The sequence below is a fragment of the Thermus hydrothermalis genome, assembly GCF_022760925.1.
GTDB classification, from domain to species: domain Bacteria; phylum Deinococcota; class Deinococci; order Deinococcales; family Thermaceae; genus Thermus; species Thermus hydrothermalis.
Map to the genome: position 1 here is coordinate 21,023 of NZ_JAKTNT010000023.1, position 11,139 is coordinate 32,161.

Annotated in this window: 21 protein-coding genes; 4 read left to right on the forward strand and 17 right to left on the reverse strand. The window is 67.2% G+C overall.

The window, feature by feature from the left end; translation table 11 throughout:
- Nucleotides 1–76: 76 nt before the first annotated feature.
- From L0C60_RS11820 to L0C60_RS12985, 17 genes are read right to left on the reverse strand one after another with little or no spacing between them, the layout of a single operon-like run.
- A complete protein-coding gene (locus L0C60_RS11820) occupies nt 77–280 on the reverse strand; it encodes a hypothetical protein (protein ID WP_243092850.1) in 204 nt (67 codons plus the stop codon).
- Nucleotides 277–627 (reverse strand): RusA family crossover junction endodeoxyribonuclease, encoded by a 351-nt coding sequence (locus tag L0C60_RS11825; RefSeq protein WP_243092851.1) that lies wholly within the window; start codon nt 625–627, stop codon nt 277–279. The genes L0C60_RS11820 and L0C60_RS11825 overlap by 4 nt, the downstream gene beginning before the upstream one ends.
- Nucleotides 618–788, reverse strand: a complete 171-nt coding sequence (locus tag L0C60_RS11830) for a hypothetical protein (RefSeq protein ID WP_243092852.1) — start codon at nt 786–788, stop codon at nt 618–620. The genes L0C60_RS11825 and L0C60_RS11830 overlap by 10 nt, the downstream gene beginning before the upstream one ends.
- Nucleotides 785–1,102 (reverse strand): hypothetical protein, encoded by a 318-nt coding sequence (locus tag L0C60_RS11835; RefSeq protein ID WP_243092853.1) that lies wholly within the window; start codon nt 1,100–1,102, stop codon nt 785–787. The genes L0C60_RS11830 and L0C60_RS11835 overlap by 4 nt, the downstream gene beginning before the upstream one ends.
- Nucleotides 1,099–1,314: a hypothetical protein gene (locus tag L0C60_RS11840; protein WP_243092854.1), complete on the reverse strand. Its 216-nt coding sequence runs from the start codon at nt 1,312–1,314 to the stop codon at nt 1,099–1,101. The genes L0C60_RS11835 and L0C60_RS11840 overlap by 4 nt, the downstream gene beginning before the upstream one ends.
- Complete coding sequence (locus L0C60_RS11845; protein WP_243092855.1) at nt 1,311–1,598, reverse strand: hypothetical protein; 288 nt, start codon at nt 1,596–1,598, stop codon at nt 1,311–1,313. Before L0C60_RS11845 ends, L0C60_RS11840 begins: the two co-directional genes overlap by 4 nt.
- On the reverse strand, nt 1,595–1,825 hold the full coding sequence (locus tag L0C60_RS11850) for a hypothetical protein (RefSeq protein WP_243092856.1): 231 nt from the start codon (nt 1,823–1,825) through the stop codon (nt 1,595–1,597). Before L0C60_RS11850 ends, L0C60_RS11845 begins: the two co-directional genes overlap by 4 nt.
- Nucleotides 1,749–2,153 (reverse strand): DUF4326 domain-containing protein, encoded by a 405-nt coding sequence (locus tag L0C60_RS12980; protein ID WP_423247976.1) that lies wholly within the window; start codon nt 2,151–2,153, stop codon nt 1,749–1,751. The genes L0C60_RS11850 and L0C60_RS12980 overlap by 77 nt, the downstream gene beginning before the upstream one ends.
- An 11-nt stretch (nt 2,154–2,164) precedes the next feature.
- A complete protein-coding gene (locus tag L0C60_RS11855; RefSeq protein WP_243092857.1) occupies nt 2,165–2,845 on the reverse strand; it encodes a hypothetical protein in 681 nt (226 codons plus the stop codon).
- Nucleotides 2,839–4,467 (reverse strand): ATP-dependent helicase, encoded by a 1,629-nt coding sequence (locus L0C60_RS11860; protein ID WP_243092858.1) that lies wholly within the window; start codon nt 4,465–4,467, stop codon nt 2,839–2,841. The genes L0C60_RS11855 and L0C60_RS11860 overlap by 7 nt, the downstream gene beginning before the upstream one ends.
- Entirely contained in the window at nt 4,445–5,416 is a 972-nt protein-coding gene (locus tag L0C60_RS11865; RefSeq protein WP_243092859.1) for a hypothetical protein, read from the reverse strand. Before L0C60_RS11865 ends, L0C60_RS11860 begins: the two co-directional genes overlap by 23 nt.
- Complete coding sequence (locus tag L0C60_RS11870) at nt 5,404–6,030, reverse strand: hypothetical protein (protein WP_243092860.1); 627 nt, start codon at nt 6,028–6,030, stop codon at nt 5,404–5,406. The genes L0C60_RS11865 and L0C60_RS11870 overlap by 13 nt, the downstream gene beginning before the upstream one ends.
- An 8-nt stretch (nt 6,031–6,038) precedes the next feature.
- Complete coding sequence (locus L0C60_RS11875; protein ID WP_243092861.1) at nt 6,039–6,614, reverse strand: hypothetical protein; 576 nt, start codon at nt 6,612–6,614, stop codon at nt 6,039–6,041.
- A gap of 3 nt (nt 6,615–6,617) precedes the next feature.
- Nucleotides 6,618–6,998 carry a hypothetical protein gene (locus L0C60_RS11880; protein WP_243092862.1) on the reverse strand — a complete coding sequence of 127 codons (381 nt, stop codon included), beginning with the start codon at nt 6,996–6,998 and terminating at the stop codon, nt 6,618–6,620.
- Entirely contained in the window at nt 6,991–7,293 is a 303-nt protein-coding gene (locus tag L0C60_RS11885) for a hypothetical protein (RefSeq protein ID WP_243092863.1), read from the reverse strand. Before L0C60_RS11885 ends, L0C60_RS11880 begins: the two co-directional genes overlap by 8 nt.
- A gap of 14 nt (nt 7,294–7,307) precedes the next feature.
- Nucleotides 7,308–7,583 carry a helix-turn-helix domain-containing protein gene (locus L0C60_RS11890; RefSeq protein ID WP_243092864.1) on the reverse strand — a complete coding sequence of 92 codons (276 nt, stop codon included), beginning with the start codon at nt 7,581–7,583 and terminating at the stop codon, nt 7,308–7,310.
- Entirely contained in the window at nt 7,547–7,792 is a 246-nt protein-coding gene (locus tag L0C60_RS12985; RefSeq protein WP_423247977.1) for a helix-turn-helix domain-containing protein, read from the reverse strand. The genes L0C60_RS11890 and L0C60_RS12985 overlap by 37 nt, the downstream gene beginning before the upstream one ends.
- A 234-nt stretch (nt 7,793–8,026) precedes the next feature.
- On the opposite strand from L0C60_RS12985, the gene L0C60_RS11895 reads away from it, so the two are divergent.
- From L0C60_RS11895 to L0C60_RS11910, 4 genes are all read left to right on the forward strand, one after another.
- Nucleotides 8,027–8,593, forward strand: a complete 567-nt coding sequence (locus tag L0C60_RS11895; protein WP_243092865.1) for a LexA family protein — start codon at nt 8,027–8,029, stop codon at nt 8,591–8,593.
- A gap of 2 nt (nt 8,594–8,595) precedes the next feature.
- Complete coding sequence (locus L0C60_RS11900; RefSeq protein ID WP_243092866.1) at nt 8,596–9,351, forward strand: hypothetical protein; 756 nt, start codon at nt 8,596–8,598, stop codon at nt 9,349–9,351.
- 1 nt (nt 9,352) lies between these two features.
- A complete protein-coding gene (locus L0C60_RS11905) occupies nt 9,353–10,486 on the forward strand; it encodes a tyrosine-type recombinase/integrase (RefSeq protein WP_243092867.1) in 1,134 nt (377 codons plus the stop codon).
- Between the two features lie 102 nt (nt 10,487–10,588).
- Entirely contained in the window at nt 10,589–11,011 is a 423-nt protein-coding gene (locus tag L0C60_RS11910; RefSeq protein ID WP_243092868.1) for a hypothetical protein, read from the forward strand.
- The last annotated feature ends 128 nt before the right edge of the window (nt 11,012–11,139 follow it).

Genomic DNA, 11,139 nt, shown 5'->3' on the forward strand with positions numbered 1-11,139 from the left:
TGAGGCGGCACCGGAAACCGCCGATTGGGCCGGTACCTCGGTGCCGGGAGGGGTTGGACCTCCCAGCCCGTGAGGGTCAGCGGAAAAGCTCGCGCCAAACCTCCCAGAGCTCGCCGTCAGCGGGGGTGAGATTGCCGCTGGCCTGAGAGAGGATTTCCTCGTAGAGCCTGACGATCATGGACTCCTTGATTTGCACCGCCACCCGGAGCCAGTAGAGTTTCTCCAGCTCCGTCATCTCCGGCCAATGTTTCAGCCTCTCTATAGCCTCTTTCGGGGTCATAACGCCTCCACCCGCACGTGAACGCTTCCAGGACGGCGCACCTCTCGCCGCACGGCGTGAAGCTCCGCCACCTGGGAGTCGTCCTGGAGCACGCTCGCGTGCACGAGCGCGTCCAGGACCGCCTTCAGGATGTTGTCCAGGTCCCGCCTCCTCCGGTCCGGGGGATGAAGGACGACGAGCACCGCCACCTCCCCCCGCATGGGCTTCCCGCGCCACGTGCCGCGCAGGATGGCCCACGCCTCCTTGTGCCACCGCTGGGCGTGGGGGGCGAGGTAGCGGCCATTCCCCCTGGCCGCCCAGTAGTGGTTCACCGAGGGCGGCCAGGGGAGGGCGGCCTCTAGGACCATAGGCTTAGCGCGAGGAGAAACACCGCCCATAACACCCCCACGAGCAGAACGAACCCCACGCTAGCCCCCTCCGGCAGGGGTTCGCGGCGAGGCCGGAGGAGGACAGTGAGCCCCGTGGCGATGGCGAGGATGTAGGCCACGACTAAATCGGCTAGCGTCATACCCTCCTCCGCTTCTTCGGCTCCTCCGATGGCGTACTTGCCCAACCCCACCTCTTTTCCACAGCGCTGAGAAGAAAAAGGGCCTCCCGCTCCACCACCGGGGACCCTCCAGCGCGGCGAATAGAGCGGACACGGACCTCCGCCCACCACACGCCACCTTTCGCCTGGTAGCCCATCACCGCTACCTCGGCCTGCATCTGACCGCGCACCAGGCCGTAGACACGGGCAAGCCTGATGGCCGCGTGCTCCACGTCCTCCCCGGATATCTGGCCTTCTTGCCCCCGGTAGTGGTAGCGCCACCTCAACGGCCTCATGGCTTCCTCCGCCTCCTCTCCGGCTCCTCCAGCAGGACCACCAGGTAGGGGACACGGTCGTAGTCGGCGGTGGTGGACCAGCCCACCCGGAGCCTCACCGCCTGGCACGGGCAGAGGCCCGTGTACCCGGCGGGCATGCTCCTGTGCACCGTGGCCTTCTTCTCGCACCCTTCCACGGGGCAGGGGACGGTGTAGAACTCGTCCAGCTTCATCCCTTCCTCCTTTCCGCCACGGGCACCCACCCGCGCCCGTCCCAGCACAGGACCTCCTTCCGCTCCTCCTCGGTCAAAAGATGGTCCGAGGACCCGTTGTCCACCACGGGGTCGCCGGGGTGGAGGCCGAGGGAGTCGCAGTAGGCCCAGACGAGCATGGACTGCGCCCAGCAGGTCTCTTCCAGGGGGCAGAGCCTCTTCGCCGTCTCCACCGGGACGTTGCGCCAGAGGAGCCGGGACCCCTCCTCGCTTCGTCTTGAGGCGATGAAGACGTTGGCTCTCATAGCACCTCCCTAAGCCATTCCCAAAACCACGCGAGGGTAGGGCGAGGACGAGAAGGGGGGAAGGCGGCGTGGACGCCCCTGGCCCGAGCCTCCAGAATGGCCGCTTCCACAGCCACGCCGTAGTCCGGGCTGGAACCGTAGCCCACGACCCTACCTCCGGCGATGACCACGGCCTCCCACGTGGCCGTGGCCGGGCAGTACGCCGCCACCACTACCGCTCCTTGCACGGGCCACCTCCACCCGAACCTCGAGGCCCTCCTCCTTTCCCCTCCGCGCAATCCACTCGGCGATGACCTCGGCATGGCACGGCTTCGGAGCGCACCAGCACACGAGGTTCAGTTCGCCGTGGCGCCTGACCTTGGCGTAGAGGGCTTCCAGGGCCTCGCGGAAGCGGCTATCAAACTCCGACTTGGCCGCGAAATACTCGCGGTAGAGGGCTATGACCTGCTCACGCGTGCCGTCCTCGCCCACGCGGTAGGGGTTCCCGAAGCGGGAAGGGCGGCCAACGTAAACCCCCGACCCGCCATCACTGCGGTTGAGGATGCGAACTACCACGGCCTACCTCCTCACGCCGCTTCCTTCCAAACGAGTCCGAGCCGCTTCCCGTTCCGGGCGAACCACGCCACCCAGGGGCGGAGGTCCACCCACGGGTCCAGCTCGTCCTGGCCTTCGGCCTCAGGGTTCTTCTTGGCGAGCTCCACCAGCCAGGCCCGCCAGGCCCATAGCTCCGCCTCCTGGCCCATGCGGCGGAGCTCCTCGCGCCAGGCCTCGTCCTCCCAGCGCATCCGGAAGCGGTGGGCCTCCATAGCCTTGTACGCCTCCGCCCACCGCTCCAAGGCCCGCTCCCGGAGCTCCCGCCCCTTTCCGCTCGCCACGGCGGCCTGGACCTTAGGCCAGTCGTCCCCGAGCCCCCGGAGGACGAAGCCGTTCAGCGCGTCCGCCAGGAGGCACCACATGGTGTAGGCGAGCCAGTCTGGGGCTCCGTCCTCCTCTGCTTCCGTCTCCAGCTTCGCCTCGTAGGCCAGGGCGAACTCCAGCCTGGCCTCCATGGCCTCGTCCAGGCGGGCCTCGTCCCGGAGGAGGGCGAGGATGGCCCCCTTCAAGATCGGGATGACCTCCCCGTACTCCTGGCGGAACGCCGCCCGAACCTCTTCGGGCCCCTCGAGGCCGAGGCGCCCGTCCTGCTCCACGAAGCGAAGCCCCCTCGCTTCGGCCTCCCGGATGACCTCCAGCGCCTTCCTCACCATACGTCCACCTCCACCTCTTCCCTCACGGCGGGCCAGGGGTAGGCGTGCGGGGCCTTCCCCTGGTCCATGAGCACGAGCCCCTTCCTCGCCCGGGTGGCGGCCACGTAGAAGAGCCTGTGTAGCTGGTCCGGGTGCTCCCTAGCCGCCTTTCTCGTGTACCCAGGCCAGACGTACACCCAGTCCGCTTCGCCGCCCTTCACGCTGTGGATCGTCCCGATCCAAACCCGGGCCCTCCCCTGGAGGACCGCCTCCGGGCTCTTCAGGGCCACCATGAGGCTCTGCCTCATCGTCTTGGGGGCGTTCCCCAGGAGGTGGTCCAGGAGCCAGGACACGTCCCGCCCCACGGCGTGCGGACGGTGCTCCGGGCGGAAGACGTTCCAGATGGGGTGGTCGTCCCCCACCTTCTCCTCGTCCGGGAAGCTCTCTATGTACCGCCTCGCCTCCTCCCCCTTCACGGCGAAGACCTTGGAGCTCACGTGCTTGGTCCACGCCTTCACGTCCGCCGCGATGCGGTTGGGGAAGAGGAAGCTCCGCGCCTTCTCCCAGGCGCTCCTCGCCCCCTGGGGGAAGAGGTTGAAGCTGTGCCGGTGGGGGGCGTACGGATTGGCGTACGGCTCCCCCACGCGGAGGAGTTCACGTTTCAGCTCCTCCAGGAGGTACTTCGCCGTGGCCAGGAAGAGGACGCTCTCCCCCCGGTTTACCCGCTCCAAGGCATCCACCACAGCGTGGTAGGGGTCTTCCGGGGGCACCCAGAGGAGGCGCACCTCTCCCTCGTCCCCACGGGGGGCGTAGCGCTTCGGGGCCCGGTTCTGCGCCCGGCGGATGACGGCCTCCGCCACCCGTTGCACCCTGGCGGGGACGCGGTAGGATTGACCTAGGACAAGCTCGTCTTCCACCGGGACCCCGAGGAACGAGGCCCCGTCCGCTCCCATGAAGCCGTAGATGGCCTGGTCGTCGTCCCCCACCAGGGCGAGCCGGGCCCCGTGAGCCCACTTCTCCACCAGGAGGAGCTGGAGCGGGGTGAGGTCCTGGGCCTCGTCTACCAGGAAGAAGCGCACCCCGAGGCCGCCGGGCTTCGCCAGGGCCATTTCCAGCATCCCGGGGAAGTCCACCAGCCCTTCAGAGTTCATCCAGGCCTTCCAGGTCTGGAAGAAGACCCGCTCCTCCTCGCTCCAGGCCGCCATGGGGGCGAGGGTGTTCCTGAGGTAGACCACCCGGTCGTAGAGCTTGTCCCCGGGGGGCCTCGAGTCCTCGTCCTCGTAGGGGTCCATGACGTCCAGGAGCTCCGCCCCCCTCCCGTCCACCCTCGGGGTGATGCGCCAGGTGTCGGGCACCCGGCGGTTCCAGTCGCTCAGGGCGTCCTTCGTCAGGGCCAGAGGAGGCCTACCGATGGCCCGGTAGGCCAGGCTGTGGATGGTCCCGAGGTTCTCTTCGGGCACCTGCCCGGCGAGCCTGGAGGCAAACTCGCGGAACGCCGCCCGGGAGAAAGAGCACACGGCGATCTCCTCCCCGGGCACGCCGGAGCGGAGGAGCCGCTCCACCTCGCCCTTGAGCCACGTGGTCTTCCCCGTCCCGGGCGGCCCGTAGACCCGGAGGCGGCTAGAACCAGTCAACCCCTTCATCGCTTAGCACCTCCCCCTCCTCTTCGGTTGAGAAATCTTTCTCACCCTTAGCGGTAGTCAGGTAGTCAGATGAGCCCGACCATCTGACTACCCGAGAAACCCCGTTCTGCACGGGCTTCGTGCCTCCGGTAGTCAGGTAGTCAGATGATTGCGAGGTGTTCGGCTCGTTTTTGTATCTGACTACCTGACTACCTCCCACCTTTTCGCCGTCCAGGACGCTATTCGCGAAGTAGTCAGATGCGCTGGGGGTTCCGACTATCTGACTACCTGCGAACGCGTTCTCATTAGCCGCCTCCTCGGAAGGCTCAGAAGGCACCCACTCGGGAGGCAGGAGGGAGGCCGGGATGGCCCAGTACCGCCGGGTGCGGTTGGCACCACTCCCCTTGCGCTGGACCTTGACGGGCTCCGCCCCGTAGCGCCGGAGGAGGAGGGCCATCTCCCTGGGGCGGATGCGGTGCCCCCTCCGGTCTCCCACCCAGGAGGCGAAGTTCGTGGCGTTTATGGCGAGGTCGCCCTTCCAGTAGAGGGGTAACTCCATCCGGAAGTGGCTCTCCCACGCCTGGGGGTCGTCCTCCCGGGCGGGGGAGCGCTCGTCCAGGTAGGCCTCCAGCCAGGCCCGGAGGAGGTCCAGCTCCTCCGCCTCGGGAGCCTCCACGTCCTCCGAGGCGTCCATGATGGCCTGGGCCATGTCGTCCCAGTAGCGCTGGTCCAGCCAGCGGGGGAGCACTTTTAGGACCTCCGCCACCCGCACCCGCACCTTCCGCTGGCTCGCCAGGCTCTCCACGCTCCCGATGTCCACCTTCTGCCCGCCTTCCAGGACGAGGACGTACTGGCGGGGGGTGCTCTGGATGCAGAGGACGCGCTCCACCCCCGGGATCCACTCCTGCACCCTGCTCAGGGCTTCCTCCCGGCTCAAGCGGGGCGGAGGGGCGAGGCTCACTCTCTCCACGGCGGCACCACCCCCTTCCTGGGCTTGAGGCCGAGCAGGCGCTCAGGGCGCGGGGCGGGCTTCCGCTTCCCGGCCTCGAGGCCCGACCGGACCGTCCCCTCCACCTCGGCGCGTTCGGAGGGCTGGAAGACCTTCTCTGCCTCCCCGAAGAGGAGCGCCCTCGCTTCCTCCTCGGAGATGAGCCCCCCGCCCACCAGTCGCCCGAGCTGGTAGGCCATGCGGTTCAGGGCGTTGTTGCGGTTCCCCGGCGTGGCCTCGCGGGCGAACTCGTTGACGATGCGAGCCAGGGCCGCCTCGGCGTAGCGGCGGATGTGGTAGCCGGGCTCGTCCTCCCGGACGTGGTTGGCGGCGTAGCCCCGGACGAGCCCCTTCCTGAGGGCTTCGGGGCCGTGGCGCGCCACGAGGTTCACATCGTAGACGTCCAGGAGGAATCCGGTCCCCTTCTCGGGGTGCCACGCCGCCAGGAGGACGCCGAACTCCAGCAGGGCGGCGTGCGCTTCCACCTCGTACCCCTCCGCCTCGAGGGCGACCCTGGCCCACCGCACCGCCGTGGGGGAGAAGGAGTAGTAGCGCCACTCCTCCGGGGTCGTGTCGTACAGGGCGCGGTGGGCCATGGCTCCTCCTACCAGAGGTCTTCAGCCGCCTTCTGGGCCGCCTTCTGAGCCCGCTTCCTCGGGACCGGGGCGTACTGGATGATGTTGGTCACCACCCGGTCCCCCTTCTCCTTCGTGGCGATGGTGAGGAGCACGGGCCTGCCGGGGGCGGTGATCTCCTCCTCGCCCATGCGGATCATCACCCCTTTCACCGGCTCCTTCCCCTCCGTGAAGAAGAAGGGCAGGCGCTTCAGGTCCTCGGGGCTCTTCACCCCGGGGATGTCCATGTCCAGGAGGCTCGCCTCCTGAGGCCCGACCGCCCGGCCCCAGAGGGCCCCCACCACCTGCCAGAACTTGGACTTCTCGTTGTAGAGGAGCCCGTAGGAGCCATCGGGGGTTCTACCGATGGAGGGGATGTTGACGAGACCGGAGAGGCGCCCCTCGTCGTCCTCAAAGATGAAGCGCAGGGCGGGCTTGGGCTCCTCGCTGAACTGGCTCGCCATCAGCCCAGCCTGCACCTCCACCAGCTGGAACTCGTACGTCCCGGGCTCCCTGACCACCTGCTCACCGTTCCGCTCTGGTACCATGCCTTTGAAGATCCCCATGATCTACCTCCTTCGGCCTTCTTCGGCCATTGGGAACGGGGTTTCCTCCCCGTAGTCCCCTGCGTCAACGGGGAAGGGCACCAGGCCCTCCCCGCCGCATGCGTGGCAGTCCTGCCACCACTCGTCCGCGAGGTCCTGGGGGACTTCCCACGAGCGAGCCATGGGATGCGTCCACACCACCCCCTCCCCCCGGCACACGGGGCAGAGGGCGCGGGGGGCCCGGAGGTCCCCCAGGAGCTCCCACCAGGGGCCCCAGCCCTCGCGCTCCAGCCGCGTGGCCAGGGCCCTGGCGGCCTCGGGGCGGGACCGCGCGAGGCCCCTGAGACGCCCCACCAGTCCCTCGGAGTTGGCCTGATACCAGGCGGTGCGCCAGTCCCTACGCATGGCGCACCCCTTTGAGGGCCCGCCGGAGCTCCGGCAAAGCCATGCGGAGCAAGTAGATTTCCCCCCGGGCCTTGGGCCACGCCCAGGCCCAGTGAGGGTCCTCCAGGTACTGCTCGGGCCTAGGGGGGGACTTCATCCAGTCCCCCCAGGCGTACTCCAGCACCCGGAGGCGGTCCTCCAGGCGCTGGAGATAGTCCTCCCAGGACTCCCCGCGCTCCCGAGGGGGGAGGGTTGGGTACTTCTCCAGCACCCGCCGCAGAGCTGTGGTATACTGAACCTGCGCCTGTCTAGTCATTCGTATCACCTCCACTAGGCCAGGGCCTCCACCCTGGCCTTCCTCACGGCCACGTGGCCGTAAAGGACCTGTTCAACGCCCCCCTGCTCCACGAACTCCACGAGGGCGGAGTGGGGGACCAGGATCCTCCTCCCCACCCGGGCCACGCGGATCTGCCCGGCCCGGATGAGGTAGCGCATGGTGCGCTCCCCGATGCCCAGCACTCTGGCCGCCTGGGCGATGTTGTAGGCCACGGGGTGGCCCAGGGGCTGGGTCAGGGCGGTCTGTGGGGCGGTCGTGGGGTTAGGCATTGGAAACCTCCTCTGTTTTCACTTGTAGTGAAAGGCCAAGGGCAAAAAAAAAAAAAAAGCCGTTCAAGGGTGTTCAGGGTCGGCTTGCGCCGGCCGGTTTCTATTTCTGCGAGGTACTGGCGGCTAATCCCTACTCGGGCGGCAAGCTCTTTTTGCGTTAGCCCAAGCTGCGCTCGCCTTTGCTTGATGGTTTCACCTACCCCGGCCATCTGTTTCAGAGTCTACCACACTTCCTTCGTGTGTCAACTCCCTGCGACAATAAGGGCGAAGGAGGGAAGGTTATGGCGGCGGGAGTGGAGATCGGAGATCGGGCCGGGGTAGCTATCCGGCGCAGGATGCGGGAGTTGGGGCTAAGCCAGCCGGATCTGGGTAGAGCCCTCGGGCGTTCTCACTCTTGGGTAAACATGTACCTGCTTGAGCGCCCTGCTTACACGCTTAGGCGTATGTGGGTTCAGAACCCTGACCTCATCGCGCGCCTTCTCAAAGCGCTTCAGTGGACCCCAGAGGAGTTCACCCGCGAAACCGGCATCGAGCTTCCCACCATGCCCGCCAAGTTGAAAGCGTCCATGACCTACATGGAACTCATCCCGCTGGTGGGTGTAGTATCAGCGGCAAGGGGGGACAGCATGGCCGAACCCATGGGCTACGTGGAGGTGGACTCCAGCGTCGTCAGTCGGCACTCGGGCTATACCCTGTTTGCTCTCGAGGTGGACGGGGACTCCATGTACTGCGAAGACCTCCCGTTCGCCATCCCACCAGGCGCCATTGTGGTGGTGGCCAAGGAGAAGCAACCTAGCCCTGGGGACATCGTGGTGGCATGGCACAGGGAAAAGGAGGTCGGGTATCTCAAGCAGTGGTTCCCCAAAGACGGTTACCAGGTGCTTCGCTCCTGGAACCCGGACGTCCCCCCCATGGTGGTGCAGGGCCAGGACGAGGTGGAGATCCAGGGCGTGGTGGTGCAGATCGTCATTGACCCCAGCAAGGTGAGCGTGAAGCCCAGGGGGAGGTAGTCGTGGGCTGGGTTCTGCTCATCCTGGGGCTGCTGGTGGTGATGGCGGCGCTTTCCAAAACGCCCAAGGGGGCCAAGCCGCTGACCCTGAAGGAAAGGCTGGGGATGTTTGCCTTCGGTGCGGTGGTGGCGCTCATCGGACTGGTCCTCATTCCTCCACCGCAAACACCGCAAAACCCCCAATCGGCCCAATCTGTTCAATCTGCCCAACCTTCGCAACCTGCACAATCTCCCCAACCTTCGCAAACGGAGCAGGCCAGCGAACCCCCCAAAACCCAGGAGGCGGAAATGCCTCCGCCCCCTGTCCTACCCGGGCTTTTCTGGGTAGACATCACCCTGAACCTGGAGAAAGCGCCCTTTGGCTTTCGCTTTAGCGCCGAACCCTCACGGGTCATCGATGGGGTGTGGCGCCGATGGGCAGCAGCCGTTGACCCCGATACCGGGGCGGAGATGTGGGTTGAGATTACCTCATACGGGGACCGCGTGCTCCACTACGAAGGGGTTGTGTCCGGCATAAACGCTAAGCCCACCGCTTCATGGTTTATCCCCTACCTAGCCACCGCCCCCTTTGACGGCAACCCCCAGGCCGAATCCAAAGCGTGGGCAGAAAAAGCGTTAGGCCAGGTGCGGCAGAAGGCTCCCGTGAAGCGGGCTGTTGGGGGAACGGTTTTCACCCTACTGGGCAATCCCCCCACCTTTTACACCCTGGAGGTCAGCCACCGGGACTACGAGTCCTGGCTGAGCCAGCACCTGCGCTGACATGGCCCGCAAGCGTCCTCCAGGAGAAGGGTCCATCTACCAGCGGAAGGACGGGCTCTGGGTCGGGGCCATCACGGTGGGCTACACCCCTCGCGGGAACCCCCGGCGGAAGGTCGTCTACGGCAGGACCCGCCAGGAGGTCGCCCGTAAGCTCGCCGAGCTCCAGGTGCTCCACCACCGGGGGCTCCTCGCCGAGCCCGCCCAGATCACCGTGCGGGACTGGGCCGAGGACTGGCTCAAGCGCAAGGCGGCGGAGGTTCGCCCCCGCACCCTGGAGAGCTACCGCTACCACCTGGCGAAGGCCATACCCTCCCTCAGGGACCCCACGGCTCACGACCGCTTTGGGCGCATGCGGCTCCAGAGCGTCCAACCCCTCCACGTCCGGCGGCACCTGGACGGGCTCAGGCTCACCCCGCACGCCATGAAGAACATCCGCTGGCTCCTCCACGCCGTCTTTGAGGACGCCGTGCGGATGGAGCTCATCCACCGCAACCCCGTGGCTCCCGTGAAGGTGAAGGGGCCGCCGAGGAAGAGTCCGGGAAGAACCTTGGAGCCCGATGAGGCTAGGAGACTTCTCGCCGCGCTGGACGCCCACCCCTCCCCCCTCGCCCTCGCCCTCCGGCTCATGCTCACCTGCGGGCTCCGAAGAGGCGAGGCTCTGGGCCTCCGGTGGGAAGACGTGGACCTCGAGGAGGGGGTGCTCCACGTGCGCCGGGCGTGGGCGAAGGTGGGCGGGAAGGGGGTTGTCTCCGAACCCAAAACCTCCTCGGGCTACCGTGCGGTCCCCATCCCCCCCACCACCCTGGAGCGCCTGAGGGCCTACCGGGAGAGCGTCCAGGGGCTCAGCGAGGAGGAGGTGCAGAGGAGCTGGCTCTTCCCCGGGCGGGACCCCTCCCAGCCCGTCCACCCGGACGCTCCCGACCGCCTCCTCCGCAGGCTCCTCGCCCGGCTCGGGCTCCCTCAGGTGCGGGTCCACGACCTCCGGCACACCTACGGCTCCCTCCTCCTCGCCCACGGGGCTCCCGTGGAGCTGGTGGCTGAGCGCATGGGCCACGCAAACCCGAACATCACCCTGGGCATCTACCGCCACCTCCTGGAGGAGGAGCGGCGGGGGTGGGTGCTGGACATCGGTTAGAGCCGTTGATGAGCCATTTGTGCGGATAGTGGTAGTAATGGGCGGGGGGGTCTTGACAGGGAGGGGTGTTAACATGTATGTTAACACTCGGAGGTGATGAGGATGACCAGGGCCGAGATCCGTGAGAAGCTGGTGGAGCTGCTGGAGGGCATGGAGAGCGGTTTCGCCTCCTGGCAGGAGGGCGAGCCGGAGGCCGTGGCGGACTATATCCTCGCGGAAGACCCGTCCGCCGCGAGGAACCTGGTGGAGATGGCCGAGGAGGGGCATCCCTATCTCACCAACCGGTTGGCGGACTGGATCAACGCGTGGGAACGCGAGCGCCAGGGGCTCAGCCGGTCCAGGGTGGTGAGGGCCTACCTCCGTTCGTGGGAATGGGACGAGGTGGAGCGGGCCGCTGCCAGGTTGGTCCAGCTCGGGTTGGCGCACTCCAAGGCCGGCGCACTCGGCTACCTGGCGCTCGCTGGCGCCAGGCTGCTCGATGAGGGGACTGGCGCATTTACCGAGAAGTTGGCCGCTAGGCGGTAGACCCCTGTAGACCCCTGCTACAGTTTCTGCTACAGAGCGACCCCCCGGGCTTCCCCGGGGGGTCAAAAACTCCGTTCTGGAGCTGGTGGAGCCGACGGGACTCGAACCCGTGACCTCCTGAGTGCGAT